This window comes from Gottfriedia sp. NPDC057991 (assembly GCF_042886615.1).
Lineage (GTDB): Bacteria > Bacillota > Bacilli > Bacillales > Bacillaceae_G > Gottfriedia.
In genome coordinates this window covers 809,658-827,010 of sequence record NZ_JBHVQN010000001.1, presented here as the reverse complement: position 1 = coordinate 827,010, position 17,353 = coordinate 809,658, and the positions used below count along the sequence as shown (strand labels likewise).

Genomic DNA, 17,353 nt, shown 5'->3' with positions numbered 1-17,353 from the left:
TAACGATAAAATCTTATATTAATGAACTCTGAATATATTAATTGTTGCTCCAGCACCTTGTAACAGCTTAACATCTCCAACAAAGTCAAACAATTGAAGTGAAATTGTATCTCCAGCCTCTAATGGTAAGATCATTTGACTACCGTAAATGGATCTATTCACTTCATTTACGATTGCTGATGCATTAATAGGTCTACCATTTATTAATATTCTTGTAGATACAGCTAAAAGTGCATTTAAATTCACAGTGTAAGTAATAAAATAATTACCTGGTGCCTCAACTGTTAGTCGATCATTTGCTCGATCAATTATAACTCCTTCACCTAAAAACTGAAATGATGGAAAAGTTGCAATTGTACCTTCTTTTATTACTGAAATTGTTCCACCACTATTTGTAACAAATGCAAAGCTTTCGCCAGGAGGCACTGGTGGAAAATGATGTCTTGGCGGTCTTGAATGTCTCATACTATCACCTTTTCTTATTATTAGACATAAATCCTCTTAGGAGTAACATATTAAAGGCTTGTCTATATTGTTGATATATTTTATTAATATGAAAGTTTTTTCTTTTCGTTACAGCATGTCCACTAGTTTTTTTATTTTTTTTCAATTTTAATAGAATAAAAAAACTTAGTCATCATCGGACTAAGTTCTTTTAAATCATATAGTATTGCGAAAGTCTATGACCTCTCTAGTACATTTACAATCCGATTTAATAGTTCATTTTGCTTCTTTAATTCCTCGTTTCGAATTTTAAATAATTTATAGAAGTAGGAGATTACTACTATAAGACCTACAGGAATTGCAATGTAAAAAAGCATAATAATGATTGGAAATATACCTAAGGCTACATCCATTTTAACACTCCACATCCTTTATAGTTTATATTTAGATTATGTTAGCCTATACAATCTTTATGTCTTCAAATTAGGTCAAAGGAATAAGAAGTGTCTACAAAGTATAGAAAGAATGCAAAAAGGAACTATTTTAAATATTAGAAAATCAGCAACACTTTCCATAAAAAAAGAGAGTCTCAAAAGTACTTTGACTTTTGAGACTCCCTTTTGCCGGTCTACAAACTGAATTTAATTAACTTTGCTTCAATTTTTGTTTTTGATCTAAAAAATGATAGATTGCATGGGCTACGCCTGCTTCTTCATTTGTTTTTGTAACAAATGTACAGTAGCCTTTTAGTTCTTCTTTCGCATTTCCCATAGCTACTGGAAAACCTACTCGATTAAACATAGAGATATCATTAAAACTATCTCCAATTGCCATGCTCTCATTTAAATCTACTCCAAGGATTGGTGCAAGCTTTAATAATGCCGCTCCTTTACTTACATTTGCTGCATTAATTTCAACGTTATTTGAGCCTGACGAAGTAATTAGTAGTCCCTCTTCTTGCATTAGTTTTAGACGAATGCGACTAATAACCTCTTCATTCTTGGAAAGAAATAATATTTTATATACATCAAGATCATTAAAATCTTCAATAGAAGAGTAAGTTCGAACCTTTCTTAAAGTAGCTGTCACTTTGTGTGTCTTGCCAGTTTGCTTATCAGTAAAAAATTCATCATATAATGTATCTCGACATTTTGTAAATGAACCTTCACTAGTACTAATAATAAATGTTTTATTTTCTGCTTCACATATGCTTAAGGCTTTCGCAAAAATTTCTTTATCCATTGAATCATTGTGCAAAATTTTTGCCTCATAGTCATATATTTGAGAGCCATTTAAACAGACAATCGGACAAGTTAGACCCGCTTCATCTAATACTTCCTTTGCACTTTCATACATTCTACCTGTAGAAATGACAACATGGATTCCTTCCTTTTGTGCTGCCCGGATGCTTTCAATATTTTCCATTGGTATTCCATTCTTACCATTTACCAGTGTACCATCCATATCAATTGCAATTAATGCCATGTCGTTCTCTCCTTTTCTACTATTCTCTTATAATCTGAATGCTAACTATTCACTAATTCTATTAAAGCATTCTTATTACAATTTAACTATTTTCTATTTTATGATTTCATTCTTTATTATTATAACGCAAAAAAAGACCTTCTGCATTTCAGAAGGTCTTTAGAGACTGTCAGAAAAAGAAGTCGTCAATAAAATAAGTAATATCATGTTGATTTCCACTACAGGATGCTCGCTTTCCGTGGGGCGAGACCTGAGCCTCCTCGTCACGTCCGTTCCTGCGGGGTCTCAGCCTTCCCGCTAATCCCACAGGAGTCGAGCCCCCTTTCGTTCCAATCAACTTATTCATTAAAAGAAGAATACATAAAAAATCTCTAAAATATCCACTTGTTTTTAAAATTCTTCATATTTAACAATTTACAAGCCAAAATTCGTTCGAACACCGGCTACACATCCTAAAAAGTCTTGTAGTCTTCATTAAATTTAAACACAAAAAAGAGTAAGTAATTAATTGATGGAAAAAAGATTTATGCTTGGGGAGTACCAGGTGACATAAAAAAAGCCCCTCTAATAGGGGATTATACTTTGCCTTTTCTTTCAACTGCTGCTCTGATAGGTAAACATAGAAACCATCTAAATCAGATTTATGTACTGCACTAAATCTAATTTTTATATTTTCTTCTTTTGATTCAATTACAAGTTCAGTTGAAAGCGTACCTGAGTTTACTTCGATATTTTCTATCTTATTATGTGGTATTGTTTTCATTTTAGTTTTGGTTAATTTACTACCTATGTGAAGTGTTCTTTTATTTGTTACAAGATAGAGATTTGCATCGTATCCATCTATTCGTGCGATAAAATAAGAATGGATCACTTTTTCATCTGGTAACAATCTTTTTTCCGCTATATCCCTTGTTATGACTACTCCTGAATAATCACCAGGATAAGCATCGTGGGCCCCTTTGTATTTAATATATAATTCTGGATTATTTACCTTAAATTGTTGTAACTCGCTCCTATCAGCTTGCCCCATTATAACAAGAACTGCGATAATAAGAGCCGCAATACCAAGTAGTGAAAGAATTACCATTACCATCCTCTCCAATCTATAAATCTATTAATATTATTTTAACATCTATTTTATTAAAAAATTATCGTTTTTCTTAATAAAGAACGAAAAGGATCGCCGATATTGGCAGTCCTCATAAATTTCTTTCTTTCAATTCTTCAAGCCATTTGCTTTTTGCTTGTTAAACAGCAACTTTCATAAGATCACATAACTCTTCATATGCGACATTAATATTTGTCATTAGTTCTTCTGTTCCTTTGTTTAAATCTGGGTGATATTTTTTAGCAAGTTTCTTATATTGATTCTTGATCGCATTCATATCTCTTGTATCAGTTTGCTAATTAATTTTACATCAGCTAAATTCACACTTTTATCAAATAAATAGAAGCGTTCACAGTATTCCGGTATTGACTCATGTATATTTCACACTATAAAAGACCTTCTGCAATTTCAGAAGGTCTTTGGACTGACTGCCTACAAAACTCATTTTCTAACCTTAATAAATCCTATAACTCTATCTCAATAATCTCTTTACCAACCAAGCGTGCTCCTTGTTTTGCTACGACAATTCCACTTGTAGAAGTGAATACGTTGTTTACTACAATTTTATCCATTACTTGATTGATTAATGTTGGATTAACTGGAATGGTTGGATTGTCTACTGTTAGCGTAACGACCTTTTCGTTTTCATTTAAAAATTTAAGTTCTAATGTTTGAATCATATCGCTTTCCTCCTTTTTTATAGACTGTTTAAAAGTAGTCCATTGCTTAATACTTCTAGCTCTACTAATGGTAGATCTTGCAATGATGCTAAAGCATTGCCAATTTCACTTAGCTTCACTAAATCAACATCAACTCGGACATTTTTATATGCCTTCCTTTTGATAATGATTTTTCCTTGTGCATCTTTTCCTGCATGTAAATTTACATACAATGTTAGTTGTTGAGTAGCAATTTGTGCCATTTTCAACTCCCCCTTTCGATGTATATGTACTTAAAAAAGGGGGAGTTTTCGTTAATGGTTCATTATTTTTTTTTGATTTTCAAAATCCAATTTTCACGTCTACAATATCACTTAATAACAGCTCCATATATCCAGCTTGTTCTTCATAAATGGATAGCCTATTTTGGTGTAAATTAATTTTCCCTATTTTTCCTTTTACATTATGGTGATAGTGATCTTTATAATAAGTAATTTGTACACTTTCATCTTCGTGAATTGCCTGTTGAAGATGACGGTTCATTTCCTCTAATAGTTGTTCATCTACATCTTTTTGTTGTTCATAATTTTGTGATACTTTCCAATCACGAAGCATTTTTACATGTTCTGGTAACATCATTGACGTCCATTTAATCGTGCCACGGTCACGAATCATCGGCATTCTTCTCCTTTTCTTCTCTTTTTACCTTAGGTAGAACTAGTGGCTTTCACTTGCAGGGCGGAAAAGGTCAAAAGGAAATTTTTTAACATAATCAGGCAAGAAGTCTCCTTCCTCAAGCGTGTGAAGGACTTTAGTCCAACGGTAGGTGGGAGATGAATTGCCTTTTTTCGACAGAAAAAACATATGGTTATATGCTATGATTTTCTTATGAATTGCTCTTTGATAAGTAGTTATATAAGGTTGAGTGGACAAATAAGACATAGTGCGAAAACCAAGCCCGTCACCCTTCCACTCGTAAAATAACTAAGGTAACGAAAGAACCTCCATTCGTTGGACATCTACCGCAGGAACTGTGGAAAGTAACGCTCGTGGAGATGAAAGGTTGCTTTCGTCATGGAATCGAGAAGCCCCCACTTCAAGCGTTAGCTATGTGGTGGGAGTGGTTCACCCTTTATGTCCACCTACTAGCTTGCTTCGGGCAAGTGCTGTTCCTCCTTCCGCATAAGAAACAGCCCAGAGGAGCGAAGATGATCCGTATTTTTTTCGGACTGCGTCCATCACATATCCTAAGTTACGCTTTTGAGGTTTTTTCTGGTCAAACAAATTTAACTGCATGATTTCGTCACTTACAATATTCGAAAGAGAAATGAGAATTTGCCGAACTGTCTTCCCTTCATAATATCGATCAAATAATTTTGTACAGATTTCATACAAATCCGAAGTAATATTTGTAGGTTCATCCATTGTAAAAGCATGGGAAAATCCTCCGCCGAATTCTTCACGACTATATCCAATTCCTAATGTAATCGTACGTCCTGCCTTCTTAGCATTACGAGTTCGACGTGCAACCTCTTCACACATTTCACGAATAACAAACTTAATTTCTTCGACTTTCGTATAATCTCTCATTAATATTTGGCTTTTACCAAAACTAATCTGTCCATTCATTATTGGCGCACCTAGCTCAGACAAATCTACTCCCCACGCATGATGATATAGTTGATTTCCCATCACTCCGAATTTCTTCTCCAGCAAATGAAGAGGATATTTGGCTAGCTGTCCTACTGTAAAAATACCCATTGTATTTAAAGTTCGTTCGGTTCTTTTACCAATTCCCCACATTTCACTAAGAGGACTCACCTGCCATAGTTTTTTTTCTACATCCTCATATGTCCACTCCGCTATCCCATCTTTTTTTCCTTCTAAATCTAAGCAGAGCTTCGACAAAAGCATGTTCGGTCCAATCCCAATCGAACAAGGTAATTGAAATCGCGCCATAATCTCAGTACGAATTTTTTCGGCAATCTCCCATGCATCACCCCATAATCTCTTCACTCCATCCACCTTTAAAAAACATTCATCAACACTGTATACATGTAAATCCTCTAAGGGTGCAAATTCATTTAATAACTTTACTATGTTTGTTGAGATTTCTAGATATTTTGACATTGAAGGATTTACAATTTTAATTCGCGGATCTTTTGGTATTTCAAAAACCCTTGATCCTGTTTTAATCCCAAATTCCTTTTTTAATCGTGGGGAAGCTGCAAGTACGATACTTCCTTCTCTCTCCACATCTCCAACAACTGCTAAATAACATTCTAATGGATCTAATTCGAGCATGACCGCAGAACAACTTGCATAAAAGCTCTTCATATCGATGCATAATATCCGATGATGTGGTAACTCTTCATAACAAATGCTCATACATATCACTCCGATTTTCCAAAAAATAGCAGAACTAATGTTCTTATTTTTATTATAAACATATATTAAACGAATATACGTTCGATTTCAATAAAATTTTTTCATTAGGAACAATACAAAATTTTAGCTATACTAAAATTAGCTTAAGGGAGGAAACTAAAAGTGGATGGACAGTTTGTAAAGCAGATGATTAAACGAGCGTTAATGCAATATAGAGGAGAACACGAACAGTGGATTACAGCTGATATGCTAGATAAACTGTACGATCAAATCGTTACCGAACAATTAAATGATGATCGTGAATTATATGAATTAGTACAAGATATTGTTTACGAATACGTATCGAATTATGCCTAAGCAATCGAAAAAACCCGAGAAAGAACGTCTAGTTCTCTCTCGGGTTTTATGAATAGATAAATGATATTTCACTCGTAATTCCATCTTCTTCATCAAAACCAATAATGATTTCCATTGCATAGGATGAAAAACGATGAATCTCTTCTAAGTAAAAACCAATTGCGTCTGATATTTGTTGCTCATCATACAATACGTTCCGATGATTGGCCGAAACTTGACAGCTTACCCCAGCATCTTCATCAAATTGAAACTCAATTTGCACACTTTCTGGGCGTATTCCTTCTAAATCAGCCGCATATACACAAATTGCATTGGCAACATCTTGTTCAGCAAAATAGATTTTCACAAGTCACCTCGAGGGGAAAATTAATATCGGTTTCTACGAAAGATTTTCTTAATAAACCAAATAATCACGACTATTACTAAAAAATCTAATAGTAATCCAAAAAATGAAAAACCAAAGTGCTGACCACCATAGTAGCCACCAAACGGGTTTAGCATCGAGCCAAAAAGAGAGCCTAACCCAAATGCACCTGCATACCCTAAAAAATTCCTTCCAGGACTTCTATAAGATCGATAACTAGACCTAGGTGCTGTTGGTCGATAACTTCTATTAGAACGATACGATCTCCTAATTGCAAGATGCGTTGATGGTTGTTTGCTAGAAACAAAGGAATTAGTATTCACCTTAATACGTTGATGGCTATATGAATGACTACTTGCATCAACCGGGATTGACAAAGCAAGCATAAAAAACAAAATCCACATTGATATTAGAGAATTTATTTTTTTCAATATTGACCCCTCTTTCATCATCACATCTTTCTTAGTATGGATTATTTTAATAAAAAAATGTGATAATTAAAGAGGTCTATAACCACTTAATACTTTGTTTTGTAAACAACTGATCCGCTAATAGGTGAGAAAAATAACCGACTGTACCAGCTAACCATAATCCATTTATCATTAAGTCTTTTTGCAGCAAATAACAAATTCCACACCAAAAAGCTAAAAAGTAAAGGGAATGAGTTGGTCCACGATGCTTTAATCTCGAAGAAACAGCGACAAATAATCCAAGCGCAAAGATTGACCAATAACCATAAAAGAAAAACCAACCAATAACCGCAATTAATATGCCTGTTAACATTAATATTGTTTTTAAATTCCGTAACCAGCTAACACAAACTATAAATAATATGAGAATACCTACTGCATAAATCCATGATCCAGAATAAATTAACTTCCCCGTTTTCACAACAATAAATAATGTAACTGCTAAAAATAACAAGCTGAAAAGAACTTTTAGCGGCATTGAAACTTTTTTTGTTAATGAACTATTATGATGATCTAAATCAGGAGCCAAACTACTGATTGCACCAACTATAAGTGGGACGGTCATAGAATCATTTTTTGTTGCATACATTGTGACACCAGTTGCAAATAATCCTACTATTACATGACTTTTTCCATCCAAAACACATACCTTCCTTATCCTTCATACTCATACTTTTATTATAGTCGGATAAGGTTAGTTTTCATATGAATATATTAGCAAATGATGGTAATTTAAGAATAATTAATGTCTTTATATTCATTGACGATTGTTCTTTTTTCTGACAAAATATAGGAAGCTCAATATTATAGAAAACTAGTCGATTTGCGAGCCTTTTAGGCGAAGACTAAAGACGTAGTTTCACTTACACTTTATACCTAGAATTGGCTACTACATCAGGTAATCGACATCGCTAGCCATTTTATACTTTTTAAAGTGTAATAAAATACTTTCACAGTTTGCTTTGGGGGAAATTATGCAAGAAAAAGAAATGAGTGTCATTGACCATTTAGATGAGCTTCGAAATCGAATAATAAAAGTTATTGTTGCATTCGTTATTTTTTTAGGGATTGGATTATATTATACGAAAGCCATATTCAATTTCCTTGTTCAAGATTTGCATGGAAAGCTTCTAGCGCTTGGTCCAAGTGATGTCCTTTGGATTTATCTAATGATTGGTGGAGTGTTCGCAATCGCGTGTAGTATCCCTGTCATAGCTTACCAAATATGGGCGTTTGTAAAGCCAGCCTTGCATGTAAAAGAACGAAAAAGCACAATGCTTTACATACCAGCTTTATTCATATTGTTCGTTTGTGGATTAGCATTTGGCTATTATTTCATCTTTCCAAACGTTTTAAAATTTTTACAGGACATCGGAGAAGACTTAGTAACAGTTACATTCACAGCTGAACGCTATTTTAGCTTCTTATTTAACTTAGTTGTTCCTTTTGCGTTTTTCTTTGATTTACCAGTCATAATACTATTTTTAACAAGTATCGGAATCGTATCACCAGCATTTTTAAGAAAATCTCGACGATTTGCATATTTTATCCTTATTATTATCGGAACAGCAATTTCACCGCCTGATTTTGTATCTGATATGATGACAAGCTTACCACTGTTAGTTATATACGAATTAAGTATTCTTGTTTCATCAATTGCATATAGAAGACGTATTAAACGCCTACAACATGAATCAGAATAAAAAACAAAAAATGGACAGCAATTAGCATGCTTGTCCATTTTTTTTCGACTATTCCTCATAATAAAATATGTGATGTATACAAAGTAACAACCAAACCTGAAAAACTATAAATTAACGATGCTTTAATAGCAATTTTTCTTTGAAAATCTTTATGTAAATCATTAAATTCTAATCCAGCAGCACGCAACCATTGATACTGCTGCAGGGGAGTATAACTTACTTTTTTAGCTGTTTTCCAATAAAGGAAGACCGTCGTAACGAATCCTACCATAATAGCAATATTACTAGCCGATGAATCCGAGAGAACACTAACAAGGAACGTCAAAATTACTTGTACAATTAAAATAGCAAAAACGTAAATGAACTTTTTCATGTTAATCCTCCTTATTTAAGCTTATTTAAATTATATCAAAGATGCATTTTTCAGAATAGTAAAAATTTTGTAGAAATCATGGGTAATTAGAACTAAATAGACAACAAAAGGATAAGAGAATGAGTCTGTTTATAAGAGAAACATTTAAAAGATACTAAAAATCCCTATTCCCTTCTTCCTATTTAAGTTCGTACGTTCGAATTTAAACTTGAATAAAACGAACATTAGTTCTATAATGAATCTAGAAAAAAGATTCCCACATATATGAGAATCTTTTAGTTTAATTAGTTGTTAGTTTGAGCTGATATCATCTTTCGATTTCGGCACGATGATGATTGTTTCTCCTTTTTTAGAGAACATGTATTGATCACGAGCATAGTTTGCTATGAAATCCGGATCATTTAATAGTCTAATCTGTCTGTTTAAATCTTTTTCAGTTTTAGCCACTTTCTTTTGTTCGACATGTAATGTTGAAAGTTCATGTTGCTTTTCCGAAGCGATCTTGTTTTGACTAAACATATATATTCCAGACACGACAATGAAAGACAAAAATAATATTGTCAAAATGATTCGATGGATTCTTATTGTTTTTCTTTTTTGAGTTTGCGGAAATTGATTACGAGAAGGCTTGTTTAATTCTTCTCTTTGTGGATTATATAATTTTCGCGCTTCTGCCTTCACGTTAAAAACCTCCCTTTAAAAATATTATTCTACTCTAGTTTAACAATTAATATCTTTTTAGAAAAGAAAAAAAAGGTAAAACAAGTAAAAATTTGACTATTTTACACAAAAACTCGTCTTTTTTGTCGAGTTCTCGTCAAGTATATTACCAATAAAAAGATACCATTAATTACCTTAATTTCTTATTTTTTGAATATTTTAAATTTTTTTAACAAAAGTGGTTGACGAATATTTTCCCATCATGTATATTAAATATAAATTAACTGAATATTTAAACAGTTAAATTTTAGTAATCATGTTATACACATCCCCCCAATCCCTATCACCCAATTAGATAGGGATCTTTTTATGTTCAAAATCACAAGCCAACAAATTACCAATTTAGGGAAAGTTGGATTATAATACTTTTTAAAGGAGGTACGAGAAAATGCAAAAATTAGAAATTGGTGCTGCCCAAGACGCACTTCAAAATTATATAAATCAAACAGTCTATTTACATTTAGAAACTACAAATGGTGCATATGCTAATCACTTTAATGAAAAAGTAATGACAGTAAATGCCTTTATCAGAAATACAAAAGTAGTCATTAGCCGTGCTACAATCACAGGCAAATACCCATACCGTGTCGGATTAAAGCTTGAAGAAGGCTGGGTTGTAGCAGAAGGATTAACGGATTTTGAAGTTGATGACCAAGGTCGCCTCCTACTAGCAGGTCATAATGAGGATGGAAAGCTAGCAATCGCAATACATTTAAGCTATACGCCATTTTAAGAGAGGAGCACTAAAAATGAGTCAAAAACAAGAAAAAGTATTACTTGTGTTCCCTCACCCTGATGATGAAGCTTTTGGGGCTGCTGGAACGATTTCTAAATTTACAAATAAGGGGATTCCGGTTACATACGCTTGTTTAACTTTAGGAGAAATGGGACGAAATATGGGAAATCCATTTTTCGCAACAAGAGAATCACTTCCTACAATACGTAAAAACGAATTAATCGACGCTTGTAGAGAAATGGGAATCCAAGATTTAAGAATGCTAGGATTCCATGATAAAACAATTGAATTCGAAAACCCTGAGGATGTAATTAATCCAATAAAGGAAATCATCGACGAGATTCAGCCAACATTATTAATTACTTTTTATCCAGAACATGGTGTCCACCCAGACCATGATGCAACTGCAAGAGCAGCTGTTGAAGCAGTTCGACGAATGGATGAAGAAGATCGTCCAACAGTATGGTGTATTGCAATTACAAAAGAACGCTTTGAAGTTTTAGGGAAACCAGATATCGTGAATGATGTAATGGATGTAGCAACCCAGAAACTAAGAACAATGAAAGCACATCGTTCTCAAACAGAAGCGATGCTAAAAGACGTTGTAAAAATCGAAAAATTTGAGGATATACCTGATGATCGATTAAAATCATTTTTTGCGAAGGAATCGTTCTATACTTATCAGTTTGAATAAGAACTTGTCAAAACCAATGTAAGAAGGTAAAAACCATATACATGTAGAAAGAAAAAAATAGAGATTAAACTATTCTGGAGGTTAATGAAATGTTGAAAATGAGGTATTTAATTTTATATGTTTCAAGTCTTGAAAAATCTCTTACTTTCTATACCGAGTCTTTAGGCCTTCCTATTCGTGGAAATCATGGTACGTATGTAGAATTAGATACTGGCAATACTGTACTTGCTATGATTGAACGTGGCAATGTTCAAGAGCTTACTGGATTAAATTATAAACATACTGAGGCATCCTCTCAAACTTTTGAAATCGGATTTGTAACTGATGATGTGAATTCTACAATAGAAGATTTACGAACAAAAGGTGTAAACATCATCAAAGAACCAATTACAAAGCCATGGGGTCAAACAGTAGCATATGTGGCTGATCCAGATGGTCATTTTATTGAAATTTGTAGTTCAATGGACTAATAAAATAGCTAAAAAATCCATCTCTTAAAAAGAGATGGATTTTTTATTGATTACACAAAATTTCTAGTAGAGCTATTACGACTAAACTTATAAATAGCAATTAAGAAAAATGCAGCCGCAAAAACTAGAAGGATTAAAATGTTTAAATATAAGCTTCCTAAACTACTTCCTTGTTGCAACTTCGCCAATGTCTCTAACGTCCATCTTTGAGGAAGAAAATCCGCAATTCTTTGTACTGATGATGGCATAATCTCAATTGGCCAGAAACAACCGGAGATCATGACAGTTGGAACAACGATTAAGTTCTGCAATGCTCCAGATGATTTTGAACTATTAGAGAACGCCACAATCATTAATGAGATCCCTACTGAGATCAAAGCAAAAAGCATCATAACAATTGCCGCTTCCCAAAACGGAATATGAATATCGATATGAAACACTTTAGTCATAAAGAGGAGCGTAATAATTACTTGAATAGTCATTACAATCATATTTACTACAACATTTGAGAAAATATATTTTCTAGCATTAATAGGTGCTGACAAAAGTCTGTAGTAAATTCGATTTTCTTTTTCCTTTAAAATAATTTCAGAAAGATTCCCTGCAGACATTAACATAATCATAATCAAAAAGCCTAAACTATATGTCGTCATATTTTCAGACTGAGATGAATCTGATAATGTTTTTGTTGCTACCTTGAAGCTTGCGTTTTGGTAGTTGGAATACATTTGATCAAATTTATTTTGGTCTGTTTTTGCCACTTTACTAATTGCTGAAACATTGTCGATATAATTGTATAAATAAGATTTTACAAAGCTCGTAATTTGAGCACCTTTTATAGAAGATATTTGAATATGATCTGGATTACCAGAGCGTACACTATCTGTAAAACCATCATGGAACGAAATAACACAATCAAGTGATCCTGAAGCGAGCTTATCATTGGCACCAGTAGTATTTATTATTTCAATACGAACGTTATCTAAGTGTTCTAAAAACTTAATCGTATCATTTGCAATATATTGATGATCCTCATTGACAACTCCAACGTGAACAATCGTTTTATTTGAACCACCATAAGCTAGAAAGGAAATAAAAATACCAATTAGAGGTACTAAAATATACATAATAACATTTTTCTTATTTTTAAAAGTAGCTCTTAAAGTATTCGAAATTAGCCAAAAAACTGTCTGCATCCTACAGTCCCTCCCTTCTTTGTAGAGAAATAGATGCAAGAAATAGGAATAGCAAAGAAAAACCTATATTAAAGACAAGCGCAGGGATCGCAGCTGACAAGTCGTTTGCATAAATAATTTTTGTAATTGCAGTATTAACCCATGTAAGTGGGGAAAAATGTGTAATGATTTTTAAAAACCCGCTAGTATCGTCCAATTTAAAGTAAGCTCCACCAAAGAATGAAGATAACTGCACAACAATCATGATGATTGCTCTAGATGATGCATTTGATTTCGTTATATAGCTTACAACCAATCCTAAACTAATTGATAGAAGGACTTCCGTTAGTAAAACAATAAAAACTAGTAATAGATGGCTACCCCAGTTGGCTTTAAAAAAGAATTTACTGAAATAGACAACTACAATAATGCACAGAAAGTTAGCAACTAAACTTCCAAGTATTTTTCCTATAAAAATCTCAAATTTAGAAATAGGAGAAACGATTAATCGATCAGCAGTTTTTCTCATTCTTTCTCCAGTAATCAACTTACTTGCAGACATTGCTGCATAAAGAGCAATCATAGTCGTCATTGCAATCGCATAATAATCCATCGAACCTGGCTGTTTATTTGAGGCAATCGACGTATCCTTAATATAATCATCATGAGAATTAGCTAAAAAGACTTCTTTAACTTGAGTTGGGTCAATTTTTGCAACTTCAACTCCAACATTATATTTATCTACAAATGAAGTTAACATTCCTTGAATAACGCTACCTTCAACACTGTTTCCTTCATTTATATAAAGCTTAATTCCGTTATCTTGAATAGAAATATAGCCATCATAATGATTTCGTTTAACTTCTTTCTCACCATTTGTATTACTCGCAGCTTTTTTAAAATGAATGCCAGACTTTTTCGTACCTTTAATTAATCCGTTAAAATACTTCGAAAACTCACCAGTTGTCGATTGATCTTTATATAAAACATGCACATCCTTAATCGGGACGGATGTTGTAAAAGCATTTGAAAGTGAAGTACCTAAAACAAGCATTAAAATGATTGGAAAAGCTAACATAAAAAATAAGGTCCTTACATCTCGAAAGTCGCGCTTAATTTCCATGAAAGCAATATTAAAAATGTTCAAGTCAATTGCCTCCTTGTTAAATAATTTTTCATGAAGTTAATCACGCAAATTTCGACCAGTTAATGTAAGGAAAACAGTTTCTAAGTTAGGAGCATTTTCCTGTAATGAACTGATTTCAATTTCATTATTTATAAAATGCTGAATGATTTTATTTAGATTATTCACACCATTATCTGAAGTAATCGTAATAACATTATCTAAAATATGAACATTCTCTACGCCATTAATCGCTTTTAGCTCAGTAACATCAATGTTTTCAGTCGTTTTAACTTCAATTCGAATATCCTTTGTATTCGTAATAATCGATTTAAGCTGTTCTTTCGTTCCTTCAGCGATGATTTTCCCATGGTCAATAATCGAAATTCGTGAGCATATTTCTTCAACTTCTTCCATATAATGGCTCGTATAAATGATTGTACAGCCCATTTCATTAAGCTTACGTACACTATTAAGAATATAATTTCGGGAATGTGGATCAATCCCAACAGTTGGTTCATCCATAATAATAAGCTTAGGTCGGTGTGCAATCGCACAAGCAATATTTAATCTTCTCTTCATTCCACCAGAGAAATTTTTTGGATATTCCTTAAATTTATCTTCTAATCCTACAAATTGTAATGCTTCTTCTACTCTTTCATTTAATTCCGAACCTCTTAAACCATAAAGTCCAGCGAAAAATCTAACATTTTCATAGGCAGTTAAATCTTCATAAATTGCTAAGTCCTGAGGTACCATTCCAATATTCATTTTTGCGAACTTACTATTCTTCTTACTGTTTTTACCTAGGATTTCTACAGTACCTTGATTACTTCGAAGTAGCCCTGAAATAATATTAATTGTCGTACTTTTTCCCGCTCCATTTGCTCCAAGAAATCCAAAAATTTCTCCTTCTTCAATTGATAAAGACATATTATCTACTGCTATAAAATCCCCAAACTTTTTAGTTAAATTTTTTATCTCTAAAACTTTCATCCTCTCACCTCTTAAGCTTTGTGTATGATGCTATTATAAGCAAAAGGGTGAACTAATATCAGTGTATTAGTTCACCCTTTTCACATGAGATTATTCATGTTTTTATTTAGGCAAAATCATGATGGACTTAATAGAAATTCATATCACATGATGAAATTATTGGATTGGAAGCAAAGTTGTAACTGAAAAACCATCATGACCATCAACTATTATTTTCCCGTTTATAGCCGCTGTTCTCTCTTCCATTCCAATGATGCCTAAACCTTTTTTAATTTTCACTTTCCCTTTACCATTGTCTTTTACATTTGTTTTTATCATTTTATTCATGACATGTATTTCAATGGAAACCTCTGTAGCATCTGCATATTTCATCGTATTTGTTAAAGCCTCTACTACATTTTCTTGAATTACTTTCCATTGAATTGGTGTAATAAGGTCGAGGTTTCCTTTATAGACAAACAATGTTTTTAAATCATGCTTAGCAGAAAATTCATCTATGAATAATTTCATATGATGAATCCCCATTTGTTCAGTTGGGGGTTTCATATTTTTTAAAGTGAGTCTTATGTTTTCAATTCCATCCTTTGAAATATTAATCGAATTTTGAAGCAATTCTAATGCTTTATCTTGATTAGTACTCATTAAATGTTTAGCTGCTTCCATTTGATATAGCGCACCTGTCATTGAATGCCCTATTTTATCATGTATTTCTTGAGAAATACGATTTCTCTCCTCTAATTTAAAGGTATATTCGGATTGCTCAATAAACTCATTATGGTTATTTATCTTTTTTGAAAGCTTTTGAATTGTACCCCTCATCTTGTCAATTTGATCTTCTTTAAACTGTAATCTGGTGTTATACAAATTAACAATCGAAAAGACGATAAAACTAAATAATGAAATTAATCCATAAATAGGCTGTAAAGAATTTGGTAAGTAGAAAATTGGCAGTAGTGCAAGAAAACAACCAATCCATTTTTTCGAAGTAAAAAAAGAAACGAGCTCTAAGATTGACACTGGCAGTAGTAAAAGAAATAATGGCTGAATCTTTAAATTGGAATAGACAATTAAACAAATTGATAAGATTAATAAAAATTTTATCAACGATCTATTTTTTATTAAATAAAGACTAATATTTAAACAAAAATAAACAAGTAATGCAAAAAGTACCCAAGAGAAATTAGGAATTTCATTTTGAATACAAATTAAAGCTATATATAAGATAACAGAGAGCTTATTTAAAATAATCCAACGCTCCATATGTAACTCCTTCGCGTTAGTCTACTTTCCCAGTAATATAGAAAATAGCAATTTGTGTTCGATGTTCTAGCCCTGTTTTTCCGAGAATTGAAGTAATATAATTAGCAACTGTTCCTTCAGAAATAAAAATTTGCTTAGAAATTTCCTTATTCGAAAACCCTTTTGCAATTAAAGCCATTACATCTAACTCTCTTTGGGTAAAGAAACTCGTATCTATTTTCGTATCTGCTGTATTCACATTGCTTGATAAATTCGTTCTAATTTTATCTAGTACTAAATCTTGCATGACTGTATTTCCATGATAAACACTTTTGATCGCTTCTCGAATTCGTTCTGGTTCATTATTTTTTAATAAATAGCCCTTTGCGCCATTTTTCACAGCATCAATAATGTACTCATCATCATCAAAAGTCGTTAAAATAAGTGGCTTCGTTTTAGTTTGCTCGGAAATATGCTTCGTAGCTTCTACACCATTCATATTTGGCATTCGAACATCTAAAAGCGCAACATCTACTTCATTATTTTGACAATATTTTAACGCTTCATTCCCATCATTTACGGTTTCTAATACTTCAAACTCTTCATAAGAACTCAATATGATTTTAAGCCCTTCTCTAATAAATGAATTATCATCAGCAATAATTAATTTTATTTTCATCTGAATAGAGGGAGAAAATTTCTACCTCGTTTTCACATCCTTTATTCCACGAATTATATTTCCATTATATACCACTATTGACTAAATACCATGAGAAGAAAAAGATTAACTCATTGATTTCAAAAATAAATGCCTTCATTACATAAGTTTATTGTTTTAAAACGATCAGC

General features: G+C 32.7%; 24 protein-coding genes. 5 read left to right on the top strand and 19 right to left on the bottom strand.

Annotated features, from left to right (window positions below):
- Positions 1-18 precede the first annotated feature (18 nt).
- The 9 genes from ACFVR2_RS04145 to ACFVR2_RS04105 form a co-directional block, all read right to left on the bottom strand.
- The gene (locus tag ACFVR2_RS04145; RefSeq protein ID WP_387359164.1) at positions 19-465 is read right to left on the bottom strand and encodes a BclA C-terminal domain-containing protein; all 447 of its coding nucleotides are present in this window, start codon (positions 463-465) and stop codon (positions 19-21) included.
- A gap of 215 nt (positions 466-680) precedes the next feature.
- Positions 681-857 carry a hypothetical protein gene (locus ACFVR2_RS04140; protein WP_335473710.1) on the bottom strand — a complete coding sequence of 59 codons (177 nt, stop codon included), beginning with the start codon at positions 855-857 and terminating at the stop codon, positions 681-683.
- A gap of 232 nt (positions 858-1,089) precedes the next feature.
- The gene (locus tag ACFVR2_RS04135) at positions 1,090-1,929 is read right to left on the bottom strand and encodes a Cof-type HAD-IIB family hydrolase (RefSeq protein WP_387359162.1); all 840 of its coding nucleotides are present in this window, start codon (positions 1,927-1,929) and stop codon (positions 1,090-1,092) included.
- Positions 1,930-2,335: 406 nt separating this feature from the next.
- Positions 2,336-3,016, bottom strand: coding sequence for a PH domain-containing protein (locus ACFVR2_RS04130; RefSeq protein WP_387359160.1), 681 nt, complete (start codon positions 3,014-3,016; stop codon positions 2,336-2,338).
- 160 nt (positions 3,017-3,176) lie between these two features.
- Positions 3,177-3,314 carry a DnaJ domain-containing protein gene (locus ACFVR2_RS04125; protein WP_387359158.1) on the bottom strand — a complete coding sequence of 46 codons (138 nt, stop codon included), beginning with the start codon at positions 3,312-3,314 and terminating at the stop codon, positions 3,177-3,179.
- Positions 3,315-3,501: 187 nt separating this feature from the next.
- The gene (locus ACFVR2_RS04120) at positions 3,502-3,717 is read right to left on the bottom strand and encodes a DUF2922 domain-containing protein (protein ID WP_387359156.1); all 216 of its coding nucleotides are present in this window, start codon (positions 3,715-3,717) and stop codon (positions 3,502-3,504) included.
- Positions 3,718-3,734: 17 nt separating this feature from the next.
- The gene (locus tag ACFVR2_RS04115) at positions 3,735-3,959 is read right to left on the bottom strand and encodes a DUF1659 domain-containing protein (protein ID WP_098234305.1); all 225 of its coding nucleotides are present in this window, start codon (positions 3,957-3,959) and stop codon (positions 3,735-3,737) included.
- 79 nt (positions 3,960-4,038) lie between these two features.
- Positions 4,039-4,371, bottom strand: coding sequence for a YolD-like family protein (locus ACFVR2_RS04110; RefSeq protein WP_387359154.1), 333 nt, complete (start codon positions 4,369-4,371; stop codon positions 4,039-4,041).
- A 450-nt stretch (positions 4,372-4,821) separates the two neighbouring features.
- Positions 4,822-6,084: a Y-family DNA polymerase gene (locus ACFVR2_RS04105; RefSeq protein WP_387359152.1), complete on the bottom strand. Its 1,263-nt coding sequence runs from the start codon at positions 6,082-6,084 to the stop codon at positions 4,822-4,824.
- 162 nt (positions 6,085-6,246) lie between these two features.
- On the opposite strand from ACFVR2_RS04105, the gene ACFVR2_RS04100 reads away from it, so the two are divergent.
- Positions 6,247-6,441 carry a YqzH family protein gene (locus ACFVR2_RS04100; RefSeq protein WP_387359150.1) on the top strand — a complete coding sequence of 65 codons (195 nt, stop codon included), beginning with the start codon at positions 6,247-6,249 and terminating at the stop codon, positions 6,439-6,441.
- A gap of 46 nt (positions 6,442-6,487) precedes the next feature.
- Here ACFVR2_RS04100 and ACFVR2_RS04095 read toward each other — a convergent pair whose 3' ends face one another.
- The 3 genes from ACFVR2_RS04095 to ACFVR2_RS04085 all read right to left on the bottom strand — a co-directional run bounded on the left by ACFVR2_RS04095 (position 6,488) and on the right by ACFVR2_RS04085 (position 7,915).
- Positions 6,488-6,787 (bottom strand): DUF2653 family protein, encoded by a 300-nt coding sequence (locus ACFVR2_RS04095; protein ID WP_387359148.1) that lies wholly within the window; start codon positions 6,785-6,787, stop codon positions 6,488-6,490.
- A gap of 20 nt (positions 6,788-6,807) precedes the next feature.
- Entirely contained in the window at positions 6,808-7,236 is a 429-nt protein-coding gene (locus ACFVR2_RS04090) for a hypothetical protein (protein ID WP_387359146.1), read from the bottom strand.
- 76 nt (positions 7,237-7,312) lie between these two features.
- Positions 7,313-7,915 (bottom strand): metal-dependent hydrolase, encoded by a 603-nt coding sequence (locus tag ACFVR2_RS04085; protein ID WP_387359144.1) that lies wholly within the window; start codon positions 7,913-7,915, stop codon positions 7,313-7,315.
- A gap of 334 nt (positions 7,916-8,249) precedes the next feature.
- Here ACFVR2_RS04085 and tatC point away from each other — a divergent pair, with 334 nt between their 5' ends.
- A complete protein-coding gene (gene tatC / locus ACFVR2_RS04080) occupies positions 8,250-8,978 on the top strand; it encodes a twin-arginine translocase subunit TatC (RefSeq protein ID WP_129688601.1) in 729 nt (242 codons plus the stop codon).
- A 55-nt stretch (positions 8,979-9,033) separates the two neighbouring features.
- Here tatC and ACFVR2_RS04075 read toward each other — a convergent pair whose 3' ends face one another.
- On the bottom strand, positions 9,034-9,351 hold the full coding sequence (locus ACFVR2_RS04075) for a hypothetical protein (protein WP_129688600.1): 318 nt from the start codon (positions 9,349-9,351) through the stop codon (positions 9,034-9,036).
- A gap of 291 nt (positions 9,352-9,642) precedes the next feature.
- Positions 9,643-10,032, bottom strand: a complete 390-nt coding sequence (locus ACFVR2_RS04070) for an FtsB family cell division protein (RefSeq protein ID WP_387359141.1) — start codon at positions 10,030-10,032, stop codon at positions 9,643-9,645.
- A gap of 427 nt (positions 10,033-10,459) precedes the next feature.
- Here ACFVR2_RS04070 and ACFVR2_RS04065 point away from each other — a divergent pair, with 427 nt between their 5' ends.
- From ACFVR2_RS04065 to ACFVR2_RS04055, 3 genes are all read left to right on the top strand, one after another.
- Positions 10,460-10,804 (top strand): YojF family protein, encoded by a 345-nt coding sequence (locus tag ACFVR2_RS04065; protein WP_088010818.1) that lies wholly within the window; start codon positions 10,460-10,462, stop codon positions 10,802-10,804.
- A 16-nt stretch (positions 10,805-10,820) separates the two neighbouring features.
- A complete protein-coding gene (bshB2, locus tag ACFVR2_RS04060; RefSeq protein ID WP_056475496.1) occupies positions 10,821-11,501 on the top strand; it encodes a bacillithiol biosynthesis deacetylase BshB2 in 681 nt (226 codons plus the stop codon).
- A gap of 89 nt (positions 11,502-11,590) precedes the next feature.
- Positions 11,591-11,971, top strand: coding sequence for a VOC family protein (locus tag ACFVR2_RS04055; protein WP_387359138.1), 381 nt, complete (start codon positions 11,591-11,593; stop codon positions 11,969-11,971).
- A gap of 50 nt (positions 11,972-12,021) precedes the next feature.
- Here the strand turns inward: ACFVR2_RS04055 and ACFVR2_RS04050 are convergent, their stop codons facing one another.
- The 5 genes from ACFVR2_RS04050 to ACFVR2_RS04030 all read right to left on the bottom strand — a co-directional run bounded on the left by ACFVR2_RS04050 (position 12,022) and on the right by ACFVR2_RS04030 (position 17,183).
- A complete protein-coding gene (locus ACFVR2_RS04050) occupies positions 12,022-13,167 on the bottom strand; it encodes an ABC transporter permease (RefSeq protein ID WP_387359136.1) in 1,146 nt (381 codons plus the stop codon).
- A gap of 1 nt (position 13,168) precedes the next feature.
- The gene (locus tag ACFVR2_RS04045; RefSeq protein ID WP_387359134.1) at positions 13,169-14,293 is read right to left on the bottom strand and encodes an ABC transporter permease; all 1,125 of its coding nucleotides are present in this window, start codon (positions 14,291-14,293) and stop codon (positions 13,169-13,171) included.
- A 36-nt stretch (positions 14,294-14,329) separates the two neighbouring features.
- Positions 14,330-15,265 (bottom strand): ABC transporter ATP-binding protein, encoded by a 936-nt coding sequence (locus ACFVR2_RS04040; RefSeq protein WP_129688594.1) that lies wholly within the window; start codon positions 15,263-15,265, stop codon positions 14,330-14,332.
- A 156-nt stretch (positions 15,266-15,421) separates the two neighbouring features.
- A complete protein-coding gene (locus ACFVR2_RS04035; RefSeq protein ID WP_387359132.1) occupies positions 15,422-16,525 on the bottom strand; it encodes a sensor histidine kinase in 1,104 nt (367 codons plus the stop codon).
- 16 nt (positions 16,526-16,541) lie between these two features.
- The gene (locus ACFVR2_RS04030; RefSeq protein ID WP_387359130.1) at positions 16,542-17,183 is read right to left on the bottom strand and encodes a response regulator transcription factor; all 642 of its coding nucleotides are present in this window, start codon (positions 17,181-17,183) and stop codon (positions 16,542-16,544) included.
- Between the last annotated feature and the right edge of the window lie 170 nt (positions 17,184-17,353).